The organism is Plantactinospora sp. CA-290183 (assembly GCF_050936375.1).
GTDB lineage: Bacteria > Actinomycetota > Actinomycetes > Mycobacteriales > Micromonosporaceae > Plantactinospora.
Window position 1 is genome coordinate 23,994 of the sequence record NZ_JBNJMX010000004.1, and the last position, 26,860, is coordinate 50,853.

Annotated in this window: 23 protein-coding genes; 12 read left to right on the forward strand and 11 right to left on the reverse strand. The window is 70.6% G+C overall.

What is annotated here, in order from left to right:
* Window positions 1–76: 76 nt before the first annotated feature.
* The 6 genes from ACQEUR_RS10905 to ACQEUR_RS10930 all read right to left on the reverse strand — a co-directional run bounded on the left by ACQEUR_RS10905 (window position 77) and on the right by ACQEUR_RS10930 (window position 7,635).
* Complete coding sequence (locus tag ACQEUR_RS10905) at window positions 77–1,090, reverse strand: DUF5937 family protein (protein ID WP_433029059.1); 1,014 nt, start codon at window positions 1,088–1,090, stop codon at window positions 77–79.
* Between the two features lie 99 nt (window positions 1,091–1,189).
* Complete coding sequence (locus tag ACQEUR_RS10910; protein ID WP_433029061.1) at window positions 1,190–3,247, reverse strand: beta-galactosidase; 2,058 nt, start codon at window positions 3,245–3,247, stop codon at window positions 1,190–1,192.
* Window positions 3,244–3,930 (reverse strand): DUF624 domain-containing protein, encoded by a 687-nt coding sequence (locus tag ACQEUR_RS10915; RefSeq protein WP_433029063.1) that lies wholly within the window; start codon window positions 3,928–3,930, stop codon window positions 3,244–3,246. The genes ACQEUR_RS10910 and ACQEUR_RS10915 overlap by 4 nt, the downstream gene beginning before the upstream one ends.
* Before the next feature lie 73 nt (window positions 3,931–4,003).
* On the reverse strand, window positions 4,004–5,641 hold the full coding sequence (locus ACQEUR_RS10920) for an ABC transporter substrate-binding protein (protein WP_433029065.1): 1,638 nt from the start codon (window positions 5,639–5,641) through the stop codon (window positions 4,004–4,006).
* Between the two features lie 60 nt (window positions 5,642–5,701).
* Window positions 5,702–6,625, reverse strand: coding sequence for a carbohydrate ABC transporter permease (locus ACQEUR_RS10925; protein WP_433029067.1), 924 nt, complete (start codon window positions 6,623–6,625; stop codon window positions 5,702–5,704).
* On the reverse strand, window positions 6,622–7,635 hold the full coding sequence (locus ACQEUR_RS10930; protein ID WP_433029069.1) for an ABC transporter permease: 1,014 nt from the start codon (window positions 7,633–7,635) through the stop codon (window positions 6,622–6,624). The genes ACQEUR_RS10925 and ACQEUR_RS10930 overlap by 4 nt, the downstream gene beginning before the upstream one ends.
* 487 nt (window positions 7,636–8,122) lie before the next feature.
* Here ACQEUR_RS10930 and ACQEUR_RS10935 point away from each other — a divergent pair, with 487 nt between their 5' ends.
* The 7 genes from ACQEUR_RS10935 (at window position 8,123) to ACQEUR_RS10965 (ending at window position 14,630) form a co-directional block, all read left to right on the forward strand.
* Complete coding sequence (locus ACQEUR_RS10935) at window positions 8,123–8,596, forward strand: WXG100 family type VII secretion target (protein WP_433029071.1); 474 nt, start codon at window positions 8,123–8,125, stop codon at window positions 8,594–8,596.
* Window positions 8,597–9,454, forward strand: coding sequence for a hypothetical protein (locus ACQEUR_RS10940; RefSeq protein ID WP_433029073.1), 858 nt, complete (start codon window positions 8,597–8,599; stop codon window positions 9,452–9,454).
* On the forward strand, window positions 9,447–10,838 hold the full coding sequence (locus ACQEUR_RS10945) for an alpha/beta hydrolase (RefSeq protein WP_433029075.1): 1,392 nt from the start codon (window positions 9,447–9,449) through the stop codon (window positions 10,836–10,838). The genes ACQEUR_RS10940 and ACQEUR_RS10945 overlap by 8 nt, the downstream gene beginning before the upstream one ends.
* Before the next feature lie 47 nt (window positions 10,839–10,885).
* Window positions 10,886–11,311, forward strand: coding sequence for a hypothetical protein (locus tag ACQEUR_RS10950; RefSeq protein WP_433029077.1), 426 nt, complete (start codon window positions 10,886–10,888; stop codon window positions 11,309–11,311).
* A gap of 427 nt (window positions 11,312–11,738) precedes the next feature.
* Window positions 11,739–12,200, forward strand: a complete 462-nt coding sequence (locus ACQEUR_RS10955) for a Fur family transcriptional regulator (protein WP_433029515.1) — start codon at window positions 11,739–11,741, stop codon at window positions 12,198–12,200.
* 58 nt (window positions 12,201–12,258) lie between these two features.
* Window positions 12,259–14,472, forward strand: a complete 2,214-nt coding sequence (katG, locus tag ACQEUR_RS10960) for a catalase/peroxidase HPI (protein ID WP_433029079.1) — start codon at window positions 12,259–12,261, stop codon at window positions 14,470–14,472.
* A 5-nt stretch (window positions 14,473–14,477) separates the two neighbouring features.
* On the forward strand, window positions 14,478–14,630 hold the full coding sequence (locus ACQEUR_RS10965; RefSeq protein ID WP_433029081.1) for a hypothetical protein: 153 nt from the start codon (window positions 14,478–14,480) through the stop codon (window positions 14,628–14,630).
* Window positions 14,631–14,691: 61 nt separating this feature from the next.
* Here the strand turns inward: ACQEUR_RS10965 and ACQEUR_RS10970 are convergent, their stop codons facing one another.
* Complete coding sequence (locus ACQEUR_RS10970; protein ID WP_433029083.1) at window positions 14,692–15,120, reverse strand: XRE family transcriptional regulator; 429 nt, start codon at window positions 15,118–15,120, stop codon at window positions 14,692–14,694.
* A gap of 329 nt (window positions 15,121–15,449) precedes the next feature.
* On the opposite strand from ACQEUR_RS10970, the gene ACQEUR_RS10975 reads away from it, so the two are divergent.
* The 3 genes from ACQEUR_RS10975 to ACQEUR_RS10985 are packed head-to-tail and all read left to right on the forward strand — an operon-like array spanning window position 15,450 to window position 17,581.
* Window positions 15,450–16,013, forward strand: a complete 564-nt coding sequence (locus tag ACQEUR_RS10975) for a hypothetical protein (protein ID WP_433029085.1) — start codon at window positions 15,450–15,452, stop codon at window positions 16,011–16,013.
* Complete coding sequence (locus ACQEUR_RS10980; protein ID WP_433029087.1) at window positions 16,003–17,136, forward strand: MAB_1171c family putative transporter; 1,134 nt, start codon at window positions 16,003–16,005, stop codon at window positions 17,134–17,136. The genes ACQEUR_RS10975 and ACQEUR_RS10980 overlap by 11 nt, the downstream gene beginning before the upstream one ends.
* On the forward strand, window positions 17,123–17,581 hold the full coding sequence (locus tag ACQEUR_RS10985; RefSeq protein ID WP_433029089.1) for an NUDIX domain-containing protein: 459 nt from the start codon (window positions 17,123–17,125) through the stop codon (window positions 17,579–17,581). The genes ACQEUR_RS10980 and ACQEUR_RS10985 overlap by 14 nt, the downstream gene beginning before the upstream one ends.
* Window positions 17,582–17,637: 56 nt before the next feature.
* Here ACQEUR_RS10985 and ACQEUR_RS10990 read toward each other — a convergent pair whose 3' ends face one another.
* A complete protein-coding gene (locus ACQEUR_RS10990) occupies window positions 17,638–17,964 on the reverse strand; it encodes a hypothetical protein (protein ID WP_433029091.1) in 327 nt (108 codons plus the stop codon).
* A gap of 149 nt (window positions 17,965–18,113) precedes the next feature.
* Window positions 18,114–18,533 carry a universal stress protein gene (locus ACQEUR_RS10995; RefSeq protein ID WP_433029093.1) on the reverse strand — a complete coding sequence of 140 codons (420 nt, stop codon included), beginning with the start codon at window positions 18,531–18,533 and terminating at the stop codon, window positions 18,114–18,116.
* Window positions 18,534–18,763: 230 nt separating this feature from the next.
* Here ACQEUR_RS10995 and ACQEUR_RS11000 point away from each other — a divergent pair, with 230 nt between their 5' ends.
* On the forward strand, window positions 18,764–20,164 hold the full coding sequence (locus ACQEUR_RS11000) for an APC family permease (RefSeq protein ID WP_433029095.1): 1,401 nt from the start codon (window positions 18,764–18,766) through the stop codon (window positions 20,162–20,164).
* A 4-nt stretch (window positions 20,165–20,168) separates the two neighbouring features.
* Here the strand turns inward: ACQEUR_RS11000 and recQ are convergent, their stop codons facing one another.
* On the reverse strand, window positions 20,169–22,007 hold the full coding sequence (recQ, locus tag ACQEUR_RS11005) for a DNA helicase RecQ (protein ID WP_433029097.1): 1,839 nt from the start codon (window positions 22,005–22,007) through the stop codon (window positions 20,169–20,171).
* Window positions 22,008–22,134: 127 nt separating this feature from the next.
* Between recQ and ACQEUR_RS11010 the strand changes: the two genes are divergently transcribed.
* Window positions 22,135–25,329 carry an NACHT domain-containing protein gene (locus ACQEUR_RS11010; protein ID WP_433029099.1) on the forward strand — a complete coding sequence of 1,065 codons (3,195 nt, stop codon included), beginning with the start codon at window positions 22,135–22,137 and terminating at the stop codon, window positions 25,327–25,329.
* Here the strand turns inward: ACQEUR_RS11010 and ACQEUR_RS11015 are convergent.
* Window positions 25,319–26,785, reverse strand: coding sequence for a cellulose binding domain-containing protein (locus ACQEUR_RS11015; protein ID WP_433029101.1), 1,467 nt, complete (start codon window positions 26,783–26,785; stop codon window positions 25,319–25,321). The two genes, ACQEUR_RS11010 and ACQEUR_RS11015, sit on opposite strands and share 11 nt — an antisense overlap.
* Window positions 26,786–26,860 lie beyond the last annotated feature (75 nt).

Here is a 26,860-nt window from a genome sequence, read left to right on the forward strand (position 1 = left end):
CCCCGCACCCTCGCAGGCCTCCTGGCAGGTCACCAACGATTCGACGGTGGTGGAATCCGCCGTCGTCGTCGTTGCCTCACCCGGGATCCGGGCTGCCCCGCTCGAACCCCGGACCACCGGCGGCGAGCAGTCCACTGGCCAATGACGTGCGCCGGTACAACACCCGCCGCCCGGAACGCCACGACGTGACCAGGCCGTTACGGCGCAGCACCGACAGGTGGAAGCTGACCGACGGTGCGCTCTGCCCGAGTTCACGGGCGAGGTCGGTGGTCGACTTCGGCAGCGCCAGTCGGCTGAGGATCGCCGCGCGGCTGTGGCCCAGCAGCGCACCCAGCGCGTCGTCGTCGTAGTCGACGTCCCGGGAATCGCCACCCCACAGCGCGCCGATCCCGCGACAGGCGTAGACGAGGCTCGCGGGTCGGCCGGGGGCCTTGTCCACCAGCAGATTCGGCCACGCGAACACCGACGGGACCAGCACCAGCCCGTCACCTGCCAGGTCATGGTCGACCGAGTGCCGGGGCTTGTCGATCCGGAGGATCTCACCCCGCACGCTGATCTCCGGGTGCAGACTCGACAGCAGCGCGTCGACACCACCGCCGGTCAGCCGGCCAGCCCGATACGCGACGTCGTCGTCCAGCACCGCGCGCAGCTCCCGCCAATGCGGTTCGATCGCCACCGACCAGTACCGCCAGAGCGCGTCCGCCAACCGCCGGGCACCCGCCGCCCCTTCGGCGACCAACGCCCGCGCCGGCGCCGGCATCGACCCCCGACCCCACACCATCTCCAGGTCGGCGCGGATCGCCGGCACGGGCGACCCGGCAACCAACCGCAGCTGGTCGTCGATGGTGTCGGCGTCGGTGGCCGCCGCGAACAGGAAATCGGCAACGTACGCGTGCGCCGGCACCACCGCGCCCAGCAGCGCCATGTCCACCCCACGCAGGCCGTCCCGCGTCGCCTCCAACCAGCCCTGGTGCAGCGGCGACACCCGACCCGACGACAACTGGTACAGGCTCTCGATCACCTCGGCAAGAGGTGAGAACGCGAACCGCATCCTCGCCACATCGGCCAGCCCCATCCGCAGCCGGATCACCCCGCCATCCTAGGCGTCGCGGACGCGGAGACCCCCGCCCTTGACCCTCGACGTCAGGCCGACGCGCTCCCCGTGCCCGGGGTCTGGCAGGGTCGCACGTCAGCCGCGTTCTCGCAGCACCATGACGCCGTACGGGTCGAGGGTGATCGGCTGGCCGTGCTCGACCCCGTCGCCGGAGAGCAGGTCGGACCCGGCGCGATGCGCGGGGACGGTGACCGGCTGGGCGCCGTGGTTGAGCAGAAAACGCAGCCGCGACCCGTCCGGCGCCACCCGCACGGCCGTTTCGAGCTCGGGCACGTCCGGGTAGGGCCCGAGCAGGTCGTGCTGGTCCAGGATCCGCCGGACGACCCAGGAGACACCCTCCTGGTCCAGGCCGGCGGCGACGTACCAGCCGTGGCCGGCGCCGAAGGTGTGCCGGGTGACGGCCGGGGTGCCGGCGTAGAAGTCGGCCCGGTAGGTGCCGACCACCTCGGCCCCCTGCGGAATCACCAGCTCGAACACCAGCCGTGACCCGACCTCGACCTCGTCGGTCCCGGCGGTCAGCCGGACCGGGTTGACGACCGCTGGCTCGCGGGCGTCCCACTCGTCGATCCGGATGCCCATCAGCGGGGCGAGCGGGCCCGGCACGTCCATCAGGAAGGCGTTGTCGTGCTCGTCGACGCGTCCGGACAGGAAGGTCGTCACGACCGACCCGCCGCGCGCGGCGACCGCTTCGAGCCGCTGCGGCAGGTCGCCCTTGAGCATGTGCAGCGCCGGTGCGACCACCACGTCGTACCGGGACAGCTCCGCGGTGACTCCGACGACGTCGACGTCCGCCCCGGCGTCCCAGAGCGCCCGGTGGTAGGCCAGCACCACCTGCTGGTAGCGGACCAACCGGGAGGGGCCGTCGGAGATCTCCAGCGCCCACCAGCTGTCCCAGTCGAAGAGCAGCGCGACCCGGGCCGGCGTCCGGGCACCCAGCACCGCACCGCCGAGCCGCGCCAACTCGGCGCCGAGCGCCGCCACCTCGCGGAACACCCGGGTGTCGGCGCGACCCGCGTGGCCGATGACCGCCCCGTGGTACTTCTCGCAGGCGCCTCGGGAGGCTCGCATCTGGAAGAAGAGCACCGAGTCCGCGCCGTGCGCCACCGCCTGCCAACTCCACAGCCGCATCACCCCGGGCCGCTTCAGCGGGTTCACGTCCCGGGAGGCGGTGTAGCTCGGCGTCTGCTCCATCAGCCAGAACGGCTGGCCGTCCGCCGACCCGCGCATCAGGTCGTGCGCCAGCGCCATCCACGCCGGCGACCTGTCATCCGGCGGGTAGTTGTCCCACGAGACGAAGTCGAGGTGCGCCGCCCACCGGTGGTAGTCGATCGGTCGGTACATGCCCATGAAGTTCGTCGTCACCGGTAGGTCGCTGGACTCCCGGATGGCCGCCTTCTCGTCCCGGAAGTTGGCGAGCATCGCGTCCGACATGAACCTCAGGTAGTCCAGGGTGATGCCCTGGAAGGCGGTGTGGTTCGGCCCGCGCCAGTGCTCGGTGAGCGCCGACGGCGGCTCGATCTCCTCCCAGGCGGTGAAGGTGTGCGACCAGAAGGTGGTGTACCAGGCCGCGTTGAGCGCGTCCAGGGTGCCGTACCGGCGGCGGAGCCAGGTGCGGAAGCCGGCGGCGCAGAGGTCGCAGTAGCAGGCCCCGCCGTACTCGTTGCCGACGTGCCAGGCGACGACCGCCGAATTGCCGGCGTACCGGGCCGCGATCCGGCGGGCCACCTCGGTGGAGAGCCGGCGGAAGGCCGGCGAGCTGGGGCAGGAGTTGTGCCGCTGCCCGTACCGGTGGCGGCGCCCCTCGAAGTCGGTGCGGGTCACCTCGGGGAAGGCCCGGGCCAACCAGGGCGGGTGGGCGCCGGTGCCGGTGGCCAGGCAGATGCTCCGTCCCTCCGCGCCGGCCCGCCCGACGATCCGGTCCAGCGTCGAGAAGTCGTACACGTCCGGAGCCGGCTGGGTCAGTGCCCAGGTGAAGACCCCGAGCGTCACGGTGTCGATCCCGGCGGCGTCGAAGAGCCGGTAGTCGTCCGTCCACACCTCCTCCGGCCACTGCTCCGGGTTGTAGTCCCCGCCGAACGGGATCTTCGCGGTGGCGGGCAGGCCCGTCCCGTTCCCTCGCCGACGTTCGCTCATGCGGTGAACTCCTCCTGGATGGCGTTGGTCATCGGGCGGCCGGTCCGGAGCAGCAGCAGGGCCAGCACCGAGCCCAGCAACGCGAGCACCGCCTCGGAGGTGAGCGCCGTGATCCCCGTCGCCACGACCAGCAGGCAGGCGTTGCCCAGCGTGACACCACGGGTACGGACGAGGAAGTAGAAGGCCAGCCGGGCGACGTCTCGTACCCGGAAGGTGAACAGCGTGGTGATCAGCAGCGCGTTGGCGGCCCACAGGGTGACCCAGACGGCGGCCAGGACCAGCAGCACCGCCCACCAGCCGGGCAGACCCACGGCGTCGAGGTGGGCGAGGCCGAGCCCTGCCACGGTGAGCCACCCCAGCCAGGGGATCCAGATGCCCAGGACCGGTCGGAAGTTGGCGCGGTAACCGCGCCAGAACTCCGCCGCAGGGTGCAGGTCCGCGAGATCCCCGCGGTGCCGGTGCAGCGCGTACAGGGCGGCGGAGATGGCCGGGCCGAGCGGGAGCGCACAGGCCGCGGCCAGCGGAAGGTTGCTGGGGTCGCGATCCAGCAGGACGAGCGGGACTATGCCGGGCACGGCGGTGAGCAGGAACAGCAGCTCGACCACCAGCAGGCGGTAGATCAGTGCCACGGCCCGGGAGAGTGGACCCTCCCCGAACTGCCGGGACGCCGCCGCGCTGCTCATCGATCCTCCCGTTCGCCCCACCGGTGCCGGCGGCCGGGGTCGGGCCTGGAGCGGCCCGACCCCGACCGGGCGGTCAGCCGTGTTCCTTCTGGTAGCGCTCGTGCGCCTTGTTGACCAGGTCCATGTAGGCGTCCATGTTCTTGCCCTTCAGCTCGGCCACGTAGGCGTCCCACTCGGCGAGGTCGCGCTGGCCGAGGATGAACTGCAGCGACGACTGGGTGACGAAGTCCTTCAACGGCGTCTCCCACAGCGAGGCCTGCTCGCGCTCCTCGTCGGTGAACGGGTACGGCGGGTCCACCGCGATCGGCTTCCTGGTGTCCATCACCGCCTGGAACTCCAGCTCCTCGGCGGAGAAGAACGACCGCACGATCTCCGGGGTGCCGCCGTAGACGAACACGCCGTTGAAGAAGCCGTAGTCCTCCTGGAGGTGCTTGCTGCCCTTCGGGTTGAGCCCGACGACGTCGATGTCGGGCGTCAGGGTCCGCTTACCGGAGGCGTCCTTGGTGTAGGTCGTGCCCTCGACGCCCCACTTGGCGAACTCCTGCCCCGCGTCGGAGTAGAACAGCCAGTCGACGAACTGCATCATGGCCACGAAGTTCTCGCTCTCCCGGGCCTTCTTCGAGATCATGACGCCGTTCTCGATACGGAGGGTGGGATTGATCTCGCCCGCGGGACCGACCGGCAGCGGGATCTTGGTGAGCTTCGCCTTCGGCTGGGTCTTGGCCAGGTCCGCCCGGTAGTCGTTGACGAGGCTCTGCGCGTTGGAGCTGATCACGAACGACTTGCCGTTGGCGAGCTTCTGCCGGGCCTGCTCGTCGGTCTGGGTGAAGCTCTCCGGGTCCATCAACCCCTCGGCCACCAGCTTGTTGAGGTACTGCAGCATCTGCCGGTACTGGTCCATGGCACCGGTGTAGACCAGCTTCTTGGCGGTCGGGTCCCAGGTCGCGTGCACGTATCCCCAGCCGCCCTGAGTCCCGTAGGACCGGGCGAGGATGTTCAGCAGGGCACCGCCGGGCTGCGGCTTGTGCCACCGGTCCGAGAACGGAAACGTGTCGGGATGGGCCGCCTTCATCGCCTTGAGCATGCTGTACACCTCGTCCCAGGTCTTCGGGATCTCGAGGTCGAGCTCGTCGAGGATGTCGGTCCGCACCGCCAGGGAGTAGTCGTGGGTCGGCTTCTCGTGCAGCCCGGGGAGCAGGTAGAACTTGCCGTCCGCCTGGCGGAGCGTGTTCATCTCGGGCTGGAGGCCCCACCTCGAGATCTTGTCCTTCAGGTTGGGCATCAGGTCGAGGTAGTCGCTGACCGGCAGGATGGCACCGGAGGAGACGAAGACGTCCTCCTGGTTCGGGTAGGTCTTCGGGATGATGAACGGGGCGTCACCGGCACCGATCAGCAGGCTCCGCTTCTGCTCGTAGTCGCTCAGCGGTACGGCGACGGGTTCGAGCGTGACGTTCGCCCGCTTGTTGAGCTCCGACCAGAACAGCCAGTCGTTCTTGAGTGGATAGTTCGGGTGGTTGTTGTAGAGAACGGAGAACTTCACGGGCTCGGTGGCCTTGAACTGGTCCCCGACACCGTACGTGGCCATCGCGCCGGCGCGATTGGCCGACAGGTCCTCGGCGTCGGTCGAGTCGTCGCCGCCGCAGGCGGCGAGGGAGAGGGTGAGTACACCGGCGACGACCACCGCTGCTCGGCGGTGGATCCGTTGAAACATGGGGCTTCCCTTCGGTGTGCGAGGCGGTGGATCGGGCGGTTCCGTTCCTGCCTGCCAGGGCTATCCCTTGACCGCGCCGAGCATGACCCCGGACACGAAGTAGCGCTGGATGAAGGGATAGACCAGCAGGATCGGCAGGGTGGTGAGCACGATGGTGACGGCCTGCAGGGTGGCGGCTGCCTGGACCTCGTCGGCGTCGGCGATGACGCCGACGTTCTGCGCACTGGTGGCGCCCGCGATGAGATTGCGCAGGTAGACGGTGACCGGGAGAAGATCCTGCTGGTCCATGTAGAGAAAGGCGGTGAACCACGAGTTCCAGAAGGACACCGCGTAGAACAGCACCATCGTGGCGACCACGGCCTTCGACAGCGGCAGCACGACCCGGAGCAGGGTCATGTACGTGTTCAGGCCGTCGACGGCGGCGGCCTCCTCCAGCTCGACCGGCAGGTTCTCGAAGAAGGCCTTCATGACCAGGAGGTTGAAGACGTTGATGGCGTTGGGCAGGACGACGGCCCAGATGGTGTTCGTCATGCCCAGGCTGCTGATCAGCACGTAGTTCGGGATCAGCCCGCCGGTGAAGAACATGGTGAACACCGCGATCCCGACCAGGGCGCCGCGTCCCCGGAGCTGCTTCTTGGACAGCACGTAGGCGTAGCAGGTGGTCAGCACGATGGAGATGAACGTGGCGACGACGGTGTACACGACGGTGTTGCGGTAGTTGGTCCAGAACATCGAGTCCGACATCACCAGGTGGTACGTGGTCAGGTTGAACCCGCGGGGGACGAGGGTGACCTCCCCGGCGATGATGTACGCCTCGTCGCTGAACGAGCGGGCCACGATGTTGACGATGGGATACAGCGTCACGACCACGACGGCGACCAGGATGACGGCGTTGACCGCCTGGAACGCCCGGTAGCCCCGGGTGGCCCGGGGTCCCCGCGGCCGGAGGGCCGGCTTCACGGTGCTGGTCGGGTCGACGGTCACCACAGGCTCGTCCCCACTGTGCGACGGGCGATCGTGTTCGCCGACAGGACCAGGGTGAGCCCGATCAGGGCCTCGAACAGTCCGATCGCGGCGGCGTAGCTGAAGTTGCTCGACTCGAAGCCCATCCGGTACAGGTACGTCGAGATCACGTCAGCGGTCGGATACGTCAACGGGTTGTAGAGCAACAGGACCTTCTCGAACCCGACCGCCATGAACGTCCCGATGTTGAGGATCAACAGCGTCACCATCGTCGGCCGGATGCCGGGCAGCGTGATGTGCCAGGTCTGGCGCCACCGGTTGGCACCGTCGATCCGGGCCGCCTCGTAGAGGTCGGTGTCCACGGCGGTGAGGGCGGCGAGGTAGAGGATCGTGCCCCAGCCGACGGTCTGCCACACCTCCGAGGAGACGTAGATCGCCCGGAACCACTCCGCCCGTTGCAGGAAGGGAATGGGGTCGCCGCCGCCGACGGCGCCGAGGATCTGGTTCACGGTCCCGTCGACGGAGACGAGCTGCATGACCATGGCGGCCACGATCACGACCGACAGGAAGTGCGGCAGGTACGACACCGACTGGACGAACCGCTTGAGCCGGCGGGTCCGGACCTCATTGAGCAGCAGCGCCAGGACCACCGGCAGCGGAAAGCAGACCAGCAGGGTCAGTGCTCCCAGGACCAGGGTGTTGGTGAACACCGACCAGAACGTCGGGTCACTGAGGAACATCCGGACGTAGCGCAGGCCCACCCAGTACTCGCCGAGCACGCTGCCGCCCGGCTGGAAGCGCCGGAAGGCGATCACATTGCCGAGCATCGGCAGGTACCGGAAGATCAGGAAGAAGAGCAGCGGCAGGATCGCCAGCGAGTAGAGCTGCCAGTCGCGGCGCAGCGCCCGCCGCCAACTCCGGCGCCGGGTGGGGCGGCGGAGCGTCGGACCGGGATGCCCGGTGGAGCGACGCTCCGGCTGCGCCGGTGGGCGCGTCCCCGGTGGCAGATCCAATGTGTCGGGCGTGCTCATCCCTGAAACTCCTTGGCGGGACGCGGGAGCGGCGCGGCCTGCCCAGCGGCGGGATCGTCGTCGGCGGGCAACTTGCTACTCATGCCACCCTCTCGGTCCGGACGTCGCGTCGATGCTCGCGGCGGCGGAAGGCTCACGGCAACATGCCGGCGAAAGTTTCGGAAAAAGCGCGCTACCTGTGCCGGGCAACTTAAGCGCCGCCTCAGGGGGTGTCAAGGGTCGATCAATCGGTCCCACGCTGATCGCGTGCAGTACGGTCCGGAGGACAGCCGGCGTTGGAGCCGACGCGGACGGATCGTCAGCCCCCCGCGTGGTTCCCCAGCCCAACGGGATGTTCCGAAACTTTCGAGCCCGTGTGCGGCGCCGGCCTTCGGGTGTTGACCGGGTGCGGCACTCTGGCCCTGCCATGTCGACCGACGGCGATGGATCGTGCGCCTGCGTGTCTGTCGACTGGCCCCGCTGTGGCCCTGGGGTGGAGGGATGGCGCGTGCTTCGGATGTACGGGGATCCGGACGAGCTGGATCGGCTCGCGGGCCTGCTGCGGCGGCGGGCCGCTGAGGTCCGGGAGCAGGCCGCCGACCACGAGCGCCGGGGGCGGGCGGCGCGGTGGGTGTCGGTGTCGGCGCAGGCGTACCGCGATCGGGTGAGCCGGGACCGGGCGCGGGCGGACCAGGTGGCGGACGAGTTGGACGCGGTGGCGAACGCGATCGTGGCGCACGCCCGGGAGGTACGGGAGACGATCGCGCTGATCGCCCGGATCGAGGAACAGGTCAGGGACTGGTTCGCCGGGGCTGCGGAGCGGCTGCGGGACCTGGCGCCACTGGCCGGCGGGCCGCTGCTGAAGGTCGCGGTGGAGGCCCCGTGGGCGGGTTGGCCGGTGCAGCCCGGCAACTTGCCGGCCCCGGGGGACCGGCGGTGGCTGGAGGTCGGCGACTTCCTGCGGGGCAGGGGAGTTCTCTAGATGGGTGCCGACAATGCCGTGCCACCGGCACACCGGCTGGTGTTGACCGCTCCGGAGTGGACGTTGCTGGTACGCCGCACGGGGTTGACTCCGCCGCCCGGGTTCGCCGTCCTGGACGAGCCGGAGCCGGACGTCCTGCGCGCCGCCGGGCAGGAGTTGGCGGCCCGGGGTGTGGTGACCATCGACGACGATCCCCTGAAGTGCCGGCCGGTGGGGCCGGTGCTGGCGAACCTCGCGACCCTCGTGGCCGCCCGGGCGGTGCTGCGGGTGGAGGTGTCGGTCGAGGGACGGTCGGCGCGGGCGGTGTTGGCGGTGGCCGGGCCGGCGGGCGCGGCGCTGGTGGGGCTGGTCGGCGGCGCGGTCGAGTTGTCGATGTTCGAGGCGGTGGCGCTCGGGCGGGAGCTGGTCCGGCTCGTGCCGGCGGTACGGGACCTGACCGGGGCCACGGCGGGACGGCTCGGTCCGGCGCTCGGCGGCGGCAGCGACTCACGGGTGTCCGGGCGGCTGCCGCTGGCGGCGCTGGCCGAGTACGCCCGCTCCGGCGACCTGGCGGGCGCGGCCGGGCGTGCCGAGGCGGTGGCGGCGTTGGAGTTGACGGCGACACAGGTGCGGCTGGTCGAGCAGGTGCAGGCGCGGACGACCGGGGTGCTGCGGGTGGTGGTGAGTGGCCGCCGTGGTGCCGGGGTGGGCGTCGCACAGGTGGTCTGGCTGGCCACCGGGGACGGCTGGCTCGGGTTGCGGCCGGAGCCGGATGGTTCGGGCCGGCGGATGGTGGCGGTGCGGCCGGTGTCCCGGGAGGAGATCGGGCTGTGGTTGGCCCCGTACCTGGGACAGTTCGTGGAGGACGGCGATGGGTGACCCGGAGTTCGAGGTCAGCGGCGGCGCCGGCGGGACCGGTGCCCGGTACGAGGACATCGGCCTGCTGGCCCAGCACAGTGACGAGTTGGCCCGGGAACTGGCCGGGATCAGCGTGCAGGGGCACGGCATGCTGGCCGATCCGGACCTGGTGGCCTCGGCGGTGCTCAACCCGGACGGGTTCGCGAGGATCGAGGCCGGTCTGCTGCGGGCGTTGGACGGCCCGCAGGGGCTGACCGCGCTGTCGGTCGGCTTCGGGCAGCGGGCGATCGCACTGCGCACCGTCGTCGCCTCCTACCAGGCCGTCGACGAGGAGCGAGCCCGGACGATCGAGACGCTGCGCTGGGCCCTCGGCTACGGGCTCGGCACCGGGATCAAGGCCGCCGCGGTTGGCCCGCTGACGCTGCTGCCGTTGGTGCCGCCGCTGACCGCCGGGTTGCTCATCGGGGACGACGTCGACTGGGAACAACTGGTCACCGACCATCCCGGGATGATCGACACCCTCGTCGGCCTGGGGCCGGGGCTGATCAGCAGCCTGCCGGGCGCGCCGATGGTCGGCGACGTGCCGGGCGCGGCGGACCTGCTCGGCGAGTTCTACGACGACGGCACCTACTCGGTCACCGAGCCTGACATCAACGGGACCGGCAGCAACACCGACGCATCGGACCTGATGGTCAACCCGCCGCGGGGCTTCGGCGACCTGATCGCCGGGCTCAACTACCGCAACGGTGAGGCCGACGCCGGTGAACCGGATCAGATCGACGTGCGGGTGATCATGCATCCGGACGGCAGCCGGGCGTACCTCGTTGACATTCCCGGCACCAAGGAGATGAACATGCCGTGGGGCGCCGACAGCCCGTTCCTCAACGACATGGGTACCAACATTCACGTTCTCGGCGGCGACACCACCTCCCGGCAGCACGCGATCGCTGAGGCGCTGCGGATGGCCGGGGCGAGCGCGGACGACCCGGTGATGCTGGTCGGGCACAGCCAGGGTGGGATGGTCGCGGCCCAGGCCGCGCAGGACACTGCCAGCGGCGCCTTCCCGTACAACGTCACCCACGTCGTCACGGCCGGGTCCCCGATCGGCAACACCGACATTCCAGCGGGGGTGCAGGTGCTGGCGCTGGAGAACGCGCACGACATCGTGCCGCACCTTGACGCCACCGAAAATCCCGACCGGCCCAACCACACCACGGCCACCTTCGACGACCAGAACGGCTCCATCGGTGACAATCACGGCACCAGACAGGCGTACCTACCCGCCGCGCAGGCATTGGACGGGAGCACGGATCCGTCGGTGCAGGCCTACCGGAACAGCGCCGGCGCGTTTCTGAACGGCGAGGCCGTCGAGTCGAAGGTTTACGACCTGCACAGGATGCACTGATGCGAGTTGACGGGAGGGTGCGGATGGGGTGGTCGAGGAGATGCCGGGTGGTGGCCCGTACCGGACGGGTTCTCGGGTTGGTGATGATCATGCTCTTCGCTGTCGCGTCCTGTTCGGGGCTGGCGGAATCGCCGGAGGAACAGGCGGATTCAGATGCGATCGCCGCCGAGATACAGGAAGCTTTGGCGCAACGGCCGGACGTGGTCCGCGTGAGGGTCGGGTACCAGAACAACATAAGCAACTCCGCCAGCGCCTCCGTCACCGCGTTCCTGAAGGCCGGAGCCGACCTCGACCCGTTCATCGACGAGGCCGTCCGCCTACTCTGGCTGAGCAGGCTCCAGCCACTCAGCGCGATCAACGTCTCGGTCTCCGATGCCGACGACATCCACCGCGGCACCACCCGCTACGTCGCTCCGGCCGACGAGGACAAGGCCGACCTGGAACAACGGTACGGACCACGCCCTCCGAAATAGCTGCGGTGGGCTGCGGTCCCTGTCGGGCCAGGCCGATGGGGGTGGCGCCGGGTTACCGCGGCTGACCGGTTGGGCGGTACGCCCGACCGGTCAGCCGGGTGGGCCGCTCTGGTGTTCGGGACATGCCGGTACCGGTCTGGCTGGTCCGGTGGTGGGATACCGGACGTCGGCGTAATCGAGCCTGTACGGGCCGATGGGAACGCTGATGTGTTGATTTGAGATGATATCTGCGGGGCGGGAATCGACTGTGCGCCCGTGGCCACCGCGGTCCTTGGCGCGGTCGTGGCCGGCTACCGCTTCGGACCGCCTGACGCCGGTGTCATACACATTACGTAGCTCGTAGCGCCCGACATGACGTCGATACTTGATTGGTTCCAAAAAATGAACGAGACTCCACGGCGTGCCAACGACGTCGGACTTCGCGAGCATGCTGCGCGCGGCTGCTCTGCGGGTGACGCGTCCCCGCGTGGCGGTGCTGTCCGCGGTGCACCACCATCCGCACGCGGACACGGATTCGATTCTCGGTGTCGTGCGTGACGATCTTGGCGAGGTCTCCCGCCAAGCCGTCTACGACGTGCTGCACGCGCTGACCGCCGCGGGTCTGGTGCGGCGGTTCGAGCCGAAGGGCTCCGTGGCGCGCTACGAGGCGCGGACCGGGGACAACCACCACCATCTCGTCTGCCAATCCTGCGGCGCCATAGCCGACGTCGACGGCGCGGTCGGCTACACCGCGTGCCTGACGCCCGCCGGGCAGTCGGGCTACCGGATCGACGAAGCCGAGGTCATCTACTGGGGCAGGTGCCCCAGGTGTGTCGCGGCGACCCCCGCCGCGCCCGACGGTCGACCGCCGGCACCCAGCACTCGACACGACAGACCCGCACAGCCCTGAACCGAAGTGACCAACGGCAAGAGCAATCAGTCACCAGACGAAGACAGGAAGGACACTCGTGTCTGACAAGAAAGACGCGACCGAGAGCGTCAGCGAAAGCGAAAACCCGGCAATCCCCGCACCAACTGTCAAGGCGACCCGGCCCAGGACGAACCGGGACTGGTGGCCGAATCAGCTGGACCTCTCGGTTCTCCACCAGCACTCGTCGCGGTCCAACCCGATGGGCGAGGACTTCGACTACGCGGAGGAGTTCAAGAAGCTCGACGTCGAGGCGCTCAGGCGGGACCTCTTCGAGCTGATGACGACGTCGCAGGACTGGTGGCCGGCCGACTACGGCCACTACGGACCGCTCTTCATCCGGATGAGCTGGCACGCCGCGGGCACGTACCGGATCGCCGACGGCCGGGGTGGTGGCGGCAGCGGTTCCCAGCGGTTCGCGCCGCTCAACAGCTGGCCGGACAACGCGAGCCTGGACAAGGCGCGCCGGCTGCTCTGGCCGATCAAGCAGAAGTATGGCCGCAAAATCTCCTGGGCGGACCTGCTGGTCTTCGCCGGCAACTGCGCGTACGAATCGATGGGGTTCAAGACGTTCGGATTCGGGTTCGGGCGCGAGGACATCTGGGAGCCCGAGGAGATCTTCTGGGGACCGGAGGACACCTGGCTCGGCGACGAGCGCTACAGCGGCGACCGTGAGCTCTCCGGTCCGCTCGGCGCCGTACAGATGGGCCTGATCTACGTGAACCCGGAGGGGCCGGCCGGCCACCCGGACGCGTTGGCGTCCGCCCGGGACATCCGGGACACCTTCGGCCGGATGGCGATGAACGACGAGGAGACGGTGGCGCTGATCGTCGGCGGCCACACGGTCGGCAAGGCACACGGCGCGGTGGACCCGCAGTACCTCGGCCCGGAGCCGGAGGGCGCCCCCGTCGAGCAGCAGGGCTTCGGCTGGAAGAACTCCTACGGCAGCGGCAAGGGCGCCGACACGCTCACCAGCGGGTTGGAGGGCGCGTGGACCAAGCAGCCGACCAGGTGGGACAACGGCTTCCTGGACAACCTGTTCGGGTACGACTGGGAGCTGACCGAGAGCCCCGCCGGCGCGAAGCAGTGGAAGCCGAAGGACGCCTCGGCCGACGGCACCGTGCCGGACGCCCATGACCCGTCGAAGCGGCACGCCCCGATGATGCTGACGTCGGACCTGGCGCTGAAGATCGACCCGATCTACGAGCCGATCGCGCGGCGCTTCTGGCAGAACCCGGACCAGCTCGCGGAGGCGTTCGCCAAGGCGTGGTTCAAGCTGTTGCACCGCGACATGGGACCGGTTTCGCGTTACCTCGGTCCGTGGGTCCCGGAGCAGCAGCTGTGGCAGGACCCGGTGCCCGCGGTGGACCACGAGCTGATCACGGCCGAGGACATCGCCGCGCTCAAGGGCACGATCCTCGGGTCGGGCCTGTCCGTCTCCCAGTTGGTCGCCGCGGCCTGGGCCTCGGCGGCCAGCTTCCGCGCCACCGACAAGCGCGGCGGGGCCAACGGGGCGCGGGTCCGCCTCGCGCCGCAGAAGGACTGGGAGGTCAACGACCCGGCCGAGCTGGCCACCGTGCTGCAGACGCTCGAACGGATCCAGCAGGACTTCAACGGCGCGCAGTCCGGCGGCAAGAAGGTATCGCTCGCCGACCTGATCGTCCTGGCCGGGTGCGCGGCCGTCGAGCAGGCGGCCAGGAACGCCGGGCACGACATCACGGTCCCGTTCGCGCCGGGTCGTACCGACGCGTCGCAGGAGCAGACCGACGTGGAGACGTTCGCCGTCCTCGAACCGAGGGCCGACGGGTTCCGCAACTACCTGCGCGCCGGGGAGAAGCTGTCGCCGGAGACGCTGCTGCTGGACCGGGCGTTCATGTTGAACCTGACGGCACCCGAGATGACGGTGCTGATCGGCGGCCTGCGGGCGCTGGACGTCAACACCGGGCGATCCTCGCACGGCGTCTTCACCGACCGGCCCGGTGCGCTGACGAACGACTTCTTCGTGAACCTGCTCGACATGCGTACGGAATGGAAGACCGCCGAGTCGGCGGAGAACGTGTACGAGGGCCGGGACCGCGCCACCGGCGAGGTCAGGTGGACCGCCACCGCCGTCGACCTCGTTTTCGGTTCGCACTCCCAGCTCCGCGCCAACGCGGAGGTCTACGCGGCCTCCGACGCGAGCGAGAAGTTCGCGCGTGACTTCGTGGCGGCGTGGAACAAGGTCATGAACCTCGACCGGTTCGACCTCGTCTGATTCCGGTGTCCGGGTCGGCCGCCCACCGGCCGGCCCGGACGTCCTCGGGCGCGTCCCAGCTCAGCGGCGGCGTCGGTGTGCGCACGGTGATCTACCGCGATCCCGACGGCAACGAGATCGGCTTCGGCGGCGCCCCTCAGGCGACCGGCGCGTCCTGACCGCGTACCTCCGCACACACCCTCCGCCCCCGGCCGAAGGTCATCCGGCAGTCGGGACCGGTCAGGCCGGCTCGTCCGGGTCCGGCCGACCGCGTTGCATGTTGCTGATCTCGTTCACGATGCGGGCCAGCGACTGCCGCGTCGCGTGGTCCATGTGCAGGGCGCGCAGCGCGATGTCCCGGACGTCGGAGTCGCGCAGCGCCGTGACGAGGGCCAGCTGGGAGTTGACGTCGTCGACCACCTGATCGTCGAAGAAGTACGCGACCGGTACGCCGAAGAAGGCGGCCAGCGCCTCCAGGTGCCGCTTGGTGGGGTTGTCGCGCTGCCCGGTGCGCAGCTGCCAGACGTACGTCTTGGAGAACGTGCCGGCGGTCAGGGCCTCGCATCCCCGGGCGACCTCGTCGTAGCTGAACTCGCGCCCCTTCGGCTGCACCGCCTTGAACAGATGATCGATCCGGCCGGCCAGCGAACCACCCTCCGCAATGGCCACGGCTATCGCCAGCGTTCGCTGGTGTGAACATCTGCCATGGTGGACACCGTATCACCGCGTTGACATGTGGGCAGTCTCGGATAGTGTGGGCGTTGATCGTTAGCTGGTGTGGACGGTGGATCGGCTGTCCACTCGGGCCGGCCAGCATCGGCAGCACGGGGGTGGCCGATGCTGGCCGGCCAACGCCGGTGTCCCGCGCCGGTCACGTTGCTCTCCGCGCTGCGATGACCTATGGTTCCTAGTCGATGTAGCCGACTCCTTCCCCCGTGGGAGCCGGCTACATCGCTTTCGGGATCTTTAGCCTTGCCAGGCCATGGGAGAGCTCAAGAATGATCCTCCCTGCTCGGCGCTGGAGAGCCGCCTGGCGGTTCCGCCGGCTCCGCCGGCGCTGCACGGCCCGCCTCGCCGCCCTGCGACTGCCGGACACGGCCAGCATGGCCACCCTCTGCGCCCAGATCGGCCGGCAACGGAACCGACCGATCCGCCTGCTCGCGATGCCCCTGCACGAGGCGCGGCCGTGCGGCATCTGGCTCTCGCTGCCCGACGCCGATCTCATCGCCTACGAGGCGAACACCACCCGGATGCACCAGGACCACATCGTCGCCCACGAGTTGGCGCACGTCATCTGCGGACACTCCGTCCTGGGCGACGAGCGGCGCCTCGACACCCGTGCGCTCTTCCCCGACCTGGACCCGGCGCTCGTGCGTACGCTGCTGGGCCGTAGCCACTACTCCGACGAACAGGAGCGGGAGGCGGAGGTACTGGCGTCGCTCCTGCTGAGCCGGGTGGACCGGACCCCGGCGGACCCCGGCGGAGACACCGAGCTCACCCTCCGGCTGAAAGAGGCCCTCCTGGCCCCGAACAATCGAGGACGGCGTACCGATGATGCATGACCTGATCTACGGAGTCGGGGCGCTCGCAGGCTGGATCGCCTTCGGTTACAAACTGAACCACCTGCGCCAGGACCGGACGAACCCTGCGTTGCGCGCCATGGTCGCCGCGTTCGGGTTCTCGGCGGTGGCGTTCACCCTCACCGTCGGGCCGGTCTACCGGCCGATCGACGCCGCCCTGGGCGTTCCCAACCTGACGAAACTGTTCATCCACTCCGGCATGGTCCTGTTCAGCGTGTGCGTCCTGCACCTGCTGGCCTTCTGGCAGTACCCCGCAGCCCGGGCCCGGCACCGCGCCCGGGTGTACTGGACGGTCGGTCTCGCCATCGTCGCCGCCATGTCGGCGCTGATCGTGATCGCACCGGTCCACGACGAGTACACGATCCACTTCTGGAAGACCCACGCCGGAGAGACCCTGCTGCTCTGGTACCTGGTGATGTTCCTGGTGGCGCTCAGCGCCGGGCTGCTCGCGATCGCGTACCGGTCGTGGCGGTTCGGCACGCTCACCGAACAGCTGCCGTGGCTGCGCCGGGGGCTCCGGATCACCGCCCTCGGCGCGCTCCTCAGCTTCGGGTACTGCGTCTGCCGCGGTGCCTACCTGATCCTGGTCCACGCCGGTGTCCAGGTCGAACCGCTCGTCGACATCGCCCAGCCCTTCGCCACCGTCGGCCAGATCGTCTTCTTCACCGGACTCACCCTGCCCGGCTGGGGTCCGAAGACCCGCGTCGACCAACTCAGCGCCTACCGCGCGCTCGAACCGCTGTGGTCGGCACTGCATGACGCCTTTCCCGGGATCGCGCTGCACTCTCCGGCCGAGGGCGACTCCGCCGCCGTGGGGGACGTGAACTACCGCCTCTACCGGCGCATGGTGGAAATCTGGGACGGGTACCTGGCGTTGCGCCCGTACCTGCCGGCGCCGGTGGCCTCCACCCCGGGTGCGGCGGTGACGTCCGAGGACGCGGCCAGGGCGATCATCGAAGGCCTCCGGAACCGCCGGGACGGGTACCAGCCGGCGACAGCGCCGCCGGACCAGCCGCCCGGCGTCCGGGGCGACGAGCTGGCGTGGCTCGTCGCCGTGAGCCGGTCGTTCGCGGGAATGAGGGCAAGGGAGCTTGACCACGCATGAGAACCCACCCGCCCGGCCGAGGGTCTCCGCCGGGGCGCTCTTCGTCGACCACGACGGCCGGGTACTGCTGGTGGACCCGACGTACAAGAGGTTCTGGAACCTGCCGGGCGGCGGCGTCGACGCCGGCGAGACACCCCGGGCGGCGTGCCGCAGAGAGGTAGGCGAGGAGCTGGGGCTCGACACGTCGATCGGTCCGCTGCTCGTGGTCGCCTGGACGGTGAACGGTCCGGACGGGAAGCTCTTCTTCGTCTTCGACGGTGGCGTACTCACCCCGGAGCAGCAGGCGGCGATCGTGCTGGATCCCGGGGAACTCGCCGCGCACGCCTTCGTCCCGGTGGAGCGGGCCCGGTCGCTGCTCTCCGAGCCGCAGTGGGCCCTGATGACCGAGGTGCTGCGGGCCCGCACCGACGGCGTGACCCGGTACGTCGAGTTGGACCAGGTCTGATCCCGGGCAGGCCGGATGGCCCGATGGCGTACCGGATCGGGGCGGACCCCGGGGTGTCAGCCGCCGTGGCTGTCGAGGCGGACCTCGTCCCGAGCGGTCCGCCGGCGGTTGCGCAGCCAGTGGCCGAGGGTCACCAGGCCGAAGCCGGCCGCGTAGATGGCCGTGCTGACGGCGAAGTAGCTGAGCGTGCCGTCCAGCAGCGCCGTCGAGTCGTCGGCGGGGAACGCGGCGGTGGCCCCGTTGGTCCACTCCATCACCAGGTTGGCGGTCTGGAAGGTGTAGACGTGGCCGAAGGCGATCGCGAATGCGAGGTAGGCCGCGAGCCGGTTGCGGATGAGGAGCCCGAGCGGCAGGGCGACGAGGACGGTCAGGATCGCAATCATGGGTGCCTCCGTGTCGAGTGGTCCGCTCCACGGTGGCGGTAAACGGCGCGGACCACATCAGGGCCAGCCCGGGGGTGGCAGGGCCGGCACCGACTCGCCGGACGCGTCCGGACGACAGACCGGGACCGTAACGGGCCGCCCGGACCCGCTCAGCGGGAGTGCTGCGGATGCGTGACCACCAGTACCGGCCGGGGCGACTTCTCGATCAGCGCGAGCGGCAGGCTGCCGAGCAGCCGCTCCGCCACCGCCGGCCGGGTGCTGGACCCGACCACGATCAGGCTGGCCTGCTGCTCGTCGGCGAACTCCAGGATCCGTTGCAGGGGGCGACCGGGCAGCACCGTCCGGCTCGCCTCGACCCCGGCCGCCGCCAGCCGCTGCACCGCCGCCGAGGCGGCCCGCTCCGCCCGCTCCGCGAAGACGCTGCGCGGCGCCGCGGCCAGCCGTTCGAGCTCCACCTCGTCGACGGCGACCACCGCGACCGACGCGCCGTTCTGCCGGGCCAGGTCGGCGACCGCGTCGGCGACCCACGGCTGATCGGCCTTCGGGTTGGCAGCTAGCACGATGTGCATGTCGTCCTCCGATGATGGGTTACCCGCGGCAGCGGCTTCCGCCCGCGCGCGGCGCCTGCGTTGATGCTCGACCCCCGGGGGCGCCGAGACAAGGGTGTCGATACAGGACTGTTCCCGTGGAGCACTTGCGCGCCGATTCGCATAGCGTGAGGCTCTGCGTATCGATGAGGTGTACCAGCCTGCGCCGGCATGATCACCTCGGATGCGAACGTCGGAGGGACGCGGCTGTGGTGGACGCAGGGACGAGCGACGGGACCACCGAACGCGGGGAGCCGACCCTCAAGCGGGTGATGGGCCCGGGCCTGCTGCTGCTGTTCGTCGTCGGAGACATCCTCGGCACCGGGGTCTACGCCCTCACCGGCAAGGTCGCCGCCGAGGTCGGTGGCGCGGTGTGGCTGCCGTTCCTGGTGGCGTTCGCGGTGGCGGTGCTGACCGCCTTCAGCTACCTGGAGCTGGTGACGAAGTACCCGCGGGCGGCGGGTGCCGCGCTGTACACCCACAAGGCCTTCGGCATCCACTTCCTGACCTTCATGGTCACCTTCGCGGTGATGTGCTCGGGCCTCACCTCCGCGTCCAGCGCGTCGAAGGCGTTCGCCGGCAACTTCGCCGAGGCCTTCGACCTGTCGCTCGGCGAGGGCCTCGGGCTGACCGCGGTGGCGATCGCCTTCATGACGCTCATCGCCCTGGTCAACTTCCGGGGGGTGGGGGAGAGCGTCAAGCTGAACGTGCTGCTGACCTGCGTCGAGCTGACCGGTCTGCTCATCGTCATCTTCATCGGCGCGTGGGCGTTGGGTGGCGGCAACGGTGACATGTCCCGCCTGGTGGAGTTCGACTCACCGCCCGGTGAGCACGCGTTCTTCTCGGTCACCGCGGCCACCGCGCTGGCGTTCTTCGCGATGGTCGGCTTCGAGGACTCGGTGAACATGGCCGAGGAGACCAAGGACCCCGTCCGGATCTTCCCGAAGGTCATGCTGACCGGGCTCTGCGTCACCGGGCTGATCTACGTGCTGGTGTCGATCTCGTCGGTCGCCCTGGTCTCGCCCGAGGATCTCAGCGAGGGCGACGCCCCGCTGCTGAAGGTCGTCGCGGCCGGGGCGCCGGCCTTCCCCATCACCATCTTCGCGTTCATCACGATGTTCGCCGTCGCGAACTCCGCACTGATCAACATGCTGATGGCCAGCCGGCTGCTCTACGGCATGGCCAACGAGGGCGTGCTGCCGCGCATCCTGGGGTGGGTCCACCGGACCAGGCGTACGCCGTGGGTCGGCATCATCTTCACCACGCTGGTCGCCTTCGGGCTGATCTGGTTCGCCGACCTGACCGCGCTGGGCGGTACCACGTCGCTGCTCCTGCTCTGCGTCTTCACCGTCGTCAACGTCGCCGTACTGGTGCTGCGGCGCAAGCCGGTGGAGCACAAGCACTTCCGGGCGCCGACCGTCATCCCGGTGATCGGTGCGGTCGCGTGCGCGTACCTGGCCAGCCCGCTGTCGGGCCGGGCGGGCGCCGACTACCGGGTGGCCGGCGTACTGCTCGTCATCGGGGTGGTGCTGTGGGCCATCACCTATGTCATCAACCGCTTCGTCCTGCACCAGGACACCACGCTGGACCCGAGCCACCTGAGCAAGAAGTAGCCCGCTACACCGCGAGCGTGTCCAGGATCTGCTGGCCGTACCGGGCCAGCTTGGCCTCTCCGACGCCGTTGACCCGGCCGAGGTCGGCCAGGGTCGGCGGGGACTCGGTCGCGATCTGGCGAAGGGTCGAGTCGTGGAAGATGACGTACGCCGGCACGCCCTGCTCCTTGGCGGTGGCCGCCCGCCACGCCCGCAGCCGCTCGAAGACGGGTAGGGCGCTCGGTGCCAGTTCGACGGACGCGCCCCCGGTGGCGCGTGGCTTCGCGCTCCGGCCGGCCGACGCCGGGACCCGCTGCTCGCGCCGCATCGTCACCTGCCGCTGCTTGCGCAGGACGTCCCTGCTCGATTCGGTGAGCACCAGCGTCCCGTAGTCGCCCTCGACGGCGAGCAGTCCCTGGGCGAGCAGTTGCCGGACCACGGCACGCCACTCCGCCTCGCTCAGTTCGGTGCCGATGCCGAACACGCTGAGGCTGTCGTGGCCGTACTGGGTGACCTTGTCCGTCCCGCGCCCCAGCAGGATGTCGATGGACTGGCCGGCGCCGAACTTCTGGTTGCGTTCCTGGTGCAGGCGCAGCACGGTCGAGAGCAGCTTCTGCGCCGCGACGGTGCCGTCCCAGGACTCCGGCGGCGTCAGGCAGGTGTCGCAGTTGCCGCACGCGCTGCTCTCCTGGCCGAAGTACCGCAGCAGTTGGACGCGGCGGCACTGCACCGTCTCGCAGAGCGCCAGCATGGCGTCCAGGTGTGCGGCGAGCACCCGGCGGCGGGCCAGGTCGCCGTCCGAACTCTCGATCATCTTGCGCTGCTGCACGACGTCGGAGAGCCCGTAGGCCAGCCAGGCGGTCGACGGTAGCCCGTCGCGGCCGGCCCGCCCGGTCTCCTGGTAGTAACCCTCGATCGACTTGGGCAGGTCGAGGTGGGCGACGAATCGCACGTCCGGCTTGTCGATGCCCATCCCGAAGGCGATCGTCGCGACCATCACCAGGCCGTCCTCCCGGAGGAAGCGCTGCTGGTTGGCCGCGCGCGTCCGCGCGTCGAGCCCCGCGTGGTACGGCAGCGCCGGGATCCCGTTCTGCGCGAGGAACTCGGCGGTCTTGTCCACGGACGCCCGCGAGAGGCAGTAGACGATGCCGGCATCGCCGGGATGCTCGGTGCGCAGCAGGTCGAGCAGCTGCTTGCGCGGCTCCCGCTTCGCCGCGATCCGGTACTGGATGTTCGGCCGGTCGAAGCTGGCGACGAAATGGCGGGCATCCTGGAGCTTCAGCCGGGACGCGATCTCGGCGTGGGTCGCGGCGGTCGCGGTGGCGGTCAGCGCGATCCGGGGTACGGCCGGCCAGCGCTCGTGGAGCATGGACAGCGCCAGGTAGTCGGGGCGGAAGTCGTGGCCCCACTGGGCGACGCAGTGTGCCTCGTCGATGGCGAACAGCGCGATCGTGCCCCGGTCGAGCAGCCGGAGCGTCGACTCGGCCCGCAACGCCTCCGGGGCGAGGTACAGCAGGTCCAGCTCGCCCGCGACGAACGCCGACTCGATCCGGCGGCGGGCCTCGAAATCCTGCGTCGAGTTGAGGAATCCGGCCCGCACCCCGAGGGCCGTCAGGGCGTCGACCTGGTCCTGCATCAGCGCGATGAGCGGCGAGATGACGACCGCGACCCCGTCCCGGACCAGCGCCGGGATCTGGTAGCACAGGGACTTGCCACCGCCGGTCGGCATGAGCACCAGGGCGTCACCGCCGCCGACGACCTGGTCGATGATCTCCCGCTGGTTGCCCCGGAAGCTGTCGTAGCCGAAGACCCGGCGCAGCACCCGCAACGCGTCGTCGGTCCGCTGGTCGGTCGGGAGAGCCACCCGGGGAGTCTACGAGGAGCCGGCCCGCACGCCCACCCGCGCCTCGCCGGTCTCCTCCTCCGCGCGGTGACGCCGTCGATCCGTACCCGCGACAGGTCGGTTGCCGGCGGCGGACACAATCGTGGGGGTGTCCCGGCGGTGGTGGCGAAGAGCACTCTCCGGCACGGCCGCCGCCGTCGCGGTCGCGGTGACCGTGCTGGTGTGGCTGCGCTACGACTTCGAGAAGGTCAGCTGGACCTGGGGCGTCCTCGGTGGCGTCTTCGGCACCTTCGTCGTCGTCCGCCAGGTCGTCCGGGACCGCGACGCCAACCGGGGTGCGCCGGCCCTGCAACGGCGCGCCGTGGCCGAGGAACTCGCCGAGCTCGTCCGGCGCAACCCCGTCGACGAGACGCTGCTGAAGAGCCTCGACGAGCCGTACCCGCTGCCGGTGGCCTGGGTGAACGCGCCGGAGATCCACCAGCCGTCATGGCGGACGATCTGCCGCTCCAGCGAGGGGGGACCGCTGGATCTGAGTGGCCGGGACGGCGGCATCCACGACTCGTTCCGGCGCATCCCGTCCGGGCGGATGATGGTGCTGGGCCCGGCCGGTTCGGGCAAGTCGGTCCTGGCGATGCGCCTGGCCCGCCGGCTGGTCGCCGAGCGGTCGGCGGACGGCCCGATCCCGGTCCTGCTCTACGTCGCGTCCTGGGACGCCGCCAGCACACACTTCGACCGGTGGGTCGTCTCGCAGATCGCCAACCGGTACCCCCGGTTGGCGGCGGCCCACCCGCGCTGGGCGGAGGCGCTGCGGGACCTGCTCGACGCCAACGTGATCCTGCCGATCCTGGACGGCCTGGACGAGACGACCGAGGAACGGGCCGCGCTCTGCCTCCGCCGGCTCAACGAGCTGCCGACGCGACGGCTGGTGCTGACCTGCCGTACCGGCTTCTACAACCGGTACCTGCAACAGGGTGAGAAGCTGCGCGGCGCGGCGGTGGTGGCGATCGAACCGCTGGACCCGGCGAAGGTGGCGGACTATCTCCTGGACGCCGCCCCGCTGGCTCAGGTCGCCCGGTGGCGGCCGGTGATCGAGGAGATCCTCCGGGGCGGGGAGAGCGAGCTGACGGCGGCACTCTCCACGCCGCTGATGGTGGCGATGGCCCGGACCGCGTTCGACGAGCGGGCCAGCGCGGTCCAGGTCGATCCCTCCCGGGTCGATCCCGCCGAGGCGGACCCGCCCGACAACGACCCCGGGATCCTGGTCGGGCTGGCCCGCGACGGAGGGCGGCAGGCGGTCGAGGACAGCCTGCTCAGCGAGGCCGTCGAGGGCGCGATCCGGCCGTACCGGGAGAGCTGGCTGTCGAGCTGGTCGCCGGCGGCCACCCGGCGGTACCTGTCGTTCCTGGCCGGGCACCTGGAGGGCCAGCAGGGTCGGGAGTTCGTCTGGTGGCGGCTGCCGACCGAGGTGCCGGGCACGCTCTGGGTGCTCTTCGACGCGCTGCGCGCCGCGCTGGCCGCCTGGATCACGCTGGTCCTGGCCGGCGACGTACTGCGTCCGCTGGCAGCGGCGGCGGACAACCGGGTGCTGCGGGACGTGCTCGGAGCCGCCACCGGGCACTCCGGTTCACTCGCCGTCCTGGTCGGCGTCGCCGGTGCCGTCTGGTCGCTCAACGGCGGCCGGGACGCCCGGCAGGGGGTGCCACCGACCCGGATCGCCTTCCGCGGCGGGGTCCGGGCCCTCGGCAGGGGCCTGCTCTACGGGCTGCTCTTCTTCGCCTTCTGGGTCGGACTCCTCCGGGGGCTGCCCCTGGTGTACGCACCGGTCGGCGGGATCGTGACGTTCCTGGCCCCGTACGCGGTGCCGGTCGACTCGTGGCCGGACGACCTCCGGGTGGCCGTGACGGTCGGGCTGGCCTCGTGGTGTTACGTCGCCGTCCGGCGGGCGCTGCGGATCGACTTCGCCGCCCCGGCCGACCGGTTCGCCGTGACGGATCCGCTGCGGGTGTTCCGGGACGACCGGTCGGCGACCGTGCTGGCCCTGCTGCCGACCGTGACCAACGCCATGGTCGTCGTGGTGCTGCTGCTCGGTGCCCTGTCCCGGTCCGGCCTCGCCCCGGCCGTACCGCTGGACGCGCAGGTCGTCGCGGGTGTGGGCGTCGGTGTCGGCCAGTGGATCCTGGCCCGGTCCGGCGGCGCCTGGGTCCGGTTCGTGCTGGCCCGGCTGGTGCTGGGGGTAACCGGCCAGCTACCCCACCGGCTGCTGGAGTTCCTGAGCGCGGTCGCGTCGGCCGGCCTGCTGCGCGACCTCGGCGGGACGTACCGGTTCCGGCACGATCGTCTGCAGAACCTGCTGGCGGCGCTCGGCGGCCGGCCCCGGGCGGCGCACCACCAGGAGGAGTTCGCCACCGAGCTGGCCGGGGCCGGTTACTGGGACGAGGCGCTGGCCATCCTCGGCACGCTGCTCGCCGAGCGGGCCGGCCGGCCCGGCTCCGATCCGCTGCTCGCGGCGGTGCTGCGCAAGGTCGTCTTCGTCGGTTGCGCCGGCGGCCGGTGGTGGCGTACCGGGCAGCGCCTGCTGGCGGTGCTGGCCCTGTACCCGCCGCCGGAGGTCCCGCGCGCCCCGGCGGTGACGGCCCGTCGCCGCGAGATCTCCGAGCTGGTACGGCAGGGGGCCACGCCGGAGCGGTTGCTGACGGCGTGCGAGGCGCTGATCGAGGCCGAGGTCGCCGCCGGCCGGCCCGAACCGGCCTCCCGCGAGTTCCGGGCCACCCTGCACTACCTCCGGGGTGACCTGGCGACCGCCGGAGCGCGGCTCGACGAGCTGTTGGACCGGGAGTACACCGGGGAGCTGGCCCACGCCGCACCGGTCGGCGCGGCGCTGCGCACCCGCATCGCCCTGGAGCACGGCGATGTCGAGCGCGCCATCGCCGGGTGCCGGCAGGAGCTGCTGCTCACCGGGATCTCCCCACATCCCGGGGACGTCGCCCGGCTCGCCGAATCCTGGTGGTGGTCGGTGGCGGTGCTGGCACGGGCGGCGGACGAGCTGGCCGAGCAGTACCGCCGGCTGCGGGAGGGGGCGTGGCGCTCGGGGCACGGCACGAGGTGGCGTGCGGTCCGGCTGACCGGGCGCGAGTGGGCCGAACTCGGACTGCTGGCCTGCCGGGGCAGGCTCACCGACCCGATGCTGGGCGGGCTGGCGACGGCGGTGGCCCGGGGGCTGGTCGACGTCCTCGGCACGCCGGAGCTGTTCCGGTTGACCGTCGACCGGAGTGCGCCGATGTGGTCGGACCCGGCGTTGCCGCCGCCGGACCGGGAGGAGGACGAGGCCCCGGTCAGGGGGTGACCGCGATGTTGGTCAGCCCGCCGGTCGCGTTGCTGACGGTGTTGCTGGCGTACACCACGTTGAGGTTTCCCGCGCACTTCGAGGTCGAGGTGACGTTGATCGCCCACCGGCCCACCCCGCCGAGGTCGGAACTGTTGCGCCGCCAGACGTTGCCGCAACCGGAGCCGGCGACGGGGTTGTGCGTCTCGTACCCGTTGGCGAAGGTGCCCGGCGGGGCGTACGAGCCGACGTTGTCCTCGACGACGTAGCCGGTCCCCTTCATGTCGACCCACGAGTCGGCGGAGTTCTGGCCGGACAGGCCCCGACCGTCGAAGGTGTTGCCGCGGATCACGCCGTCGACCGTGCCCTCCTTGACGTCGATGTGCTCGGCGGTCACCGACGGGCCGAGGCGGTTCCCGATCACCTGTATCCGGTCGGAGCGGTCCACCCCGCCGGTGTTGCCGTGACAGGCCCAGTTGGAGTTCGCGGAGCCGAGGTAGACCGCCTCGCCGTAGCCGGGCTGCTCCAGACCGGTGTGCTCGATGCGGGAGTTGCGCAGGATCCCGTCCGACGAGGAGCGGCGGAAGTGGACCGCCTCGTCCTCGACGTGGTGCACGTACACGTTGTCGATCGTCACGTGTGGCGAGTTGTCGAGGACGATGCCCTTCTTCGACTCGGCGACGGTGAAGCCCTCCAGCCGCCAGTGCGCGGCCTCGAACAGCCAGAGGCCGTAGCCGGAGTCCCAGCCCGCGGTCGGCACCGGGCAGGACGGTCCGCTGCCGCTCGGACCGTCGTTGACCAGTACGGCCTCGCGCGGGCCGGTGAGGACGATCGGGGCGGCGGCGGTGCCGGGGCGCTGGGCCACGAACGAGCCGCGGTAGGTGCCCGGGGCGAGCTGGATCCGCTGGCCGGGTGCTGCGCCGGCGAGCGCGGCCCGCAGTTGCGCGGCGGTGGCCACCGGGACCGTCGGGCCGCCCGGTTGGCCCGGTGTCGGGCTGGGCGGTGCCGTGGGGCTCGGCGGCGTGCTCGGGCCGGGTGGGTTGGTCGGGCTGGGCGGTGCGGTCGGCCCGCCGGTGCAGGGTTGGCCGTTGACGAGGCAGTTGACCGGCCGGCCGAGCCCGCTGACGTTGAATCCGAAGTCGGCGGACCCGCCCGGGGCGAGGTCGCCGTTGAAGGCGACGTTGGTGAACTGGTACCGCTGCCCGGTCTGGCTGCGCACCGAACTCCAGGAGTTGGTCACCCGGGAGCCGGCGGGCAGGTCGAACTCGACGGTCCAGCCCTCGGCGGCGGCGTCCCCGGCGTTGGTGATCGTGTAGCCGCCGCCGTAGCCGGTGCTCCAGGTCGAGTCCTCGGCGTACGCGGCGGTCAGCCGTGGTGCCGCGGCGTACGCGGTCGAGGCGGTCAGCACGGTGAGGCCGGCCAGCAGGGTCGCCAGTCCGGCGGCGAGGACGGGGCGTGGCGCGGTGGATGCGGTCACCGGAGTCTCCCTCGACCGGACGTGACGACGTGGATCAATTGTGAGTCAACTTAACCATGTGCCCCGGGTCAAGCG

What these genes read in the sequence shown, in the direction of transcription:
- ACQEUR_RS10910 (WP_433029061.1), bottom strand. Translation starts at nt 3,247, where the DNA reads ATGAGCGAACGTCGGCGAGGGAACGGGACGGGCCTGCCCGCCACCGCG.
- ACQEUR_RS10915 (WP_433029063.1), bottom strand. Translation starts at nt 3,930, where the DNA reads ATGAGCAGCGCGGCGGCGTCCCGGCAGTTCGGGGAGGGTCCACTCTCC.
- ACQEUR_RS10920 (WP_433029065.1), bottom strand. Translation starts at nt 5,641, where the DNA reads ATGTTTCAACGGATCCACCGCCGAGCAGCGGTGGTCGTCGCCGGTGTA.
- ACQEUR_RS10930 (WP_433029069.1), bottom strand. Translation starts at nt 7,635, where the DNA reads ATGAGCACGCCCGACACATTGGATCTGCCACCGGGGACGCGCCCACCG.
- ACQEUR_RS10940 (WP_433029073.1), top strand. Translation starts at nt 8,597, where the DNA reads ATGGGTGCCGACAATGCCGTGCCACCGGCACACCGGCTGGTGTTGACC.
- ACQEUR_RS10945 (WP_433029075.1), top strand. Translation starts at nt 9,447, where the DNA reads ATGGGTGACCCGGAGTTCGAGGTCAGCGGCGGCGCCGGCGGGACCGGT.
- ACQEUR_RS10955 (WP_433029515.1), top strand. Translation starts at nt 11,739, where the DNA reads ATGCTGCGCGCGGCTGCTCTGCGGGTGACGCGTCCCCGCGTGGCGGTG.
- ACQEUR_RS10975 (WP_433029085.1), top strand. Translation starts at nt 15,450, where the DNA reads ATGATCCTCCCTGCTCGGCGCTGGAGAGCCGCCTGGCGGTTCCGCCGG.
- ACQEUR_RS10980 (WP_433029087.1), top strand. Translation starts at nt 16,003, where the DNA reads ATGATGCATGACCTGATCTACGGAGTCGGGGCGCTCGCAGGCTGGATC.
- ACQEUR_RS10990 (WP_433029091.1), bottom strand. Translation starts at nt 17,964, where the DNA reads ATGATTGCGATCCTGACCGTCCTCGTCGCCCTGCCGCTCGGGCTCCTC.
- ACQEUR_RS10995 (WP_433029093.1), bottom strand. Translation starts at nt 18,533, where the DNA reads ATGCACATCGTGCTAGCTGCCAACCCGAAGGCCGATCAGCCGTGGGTC.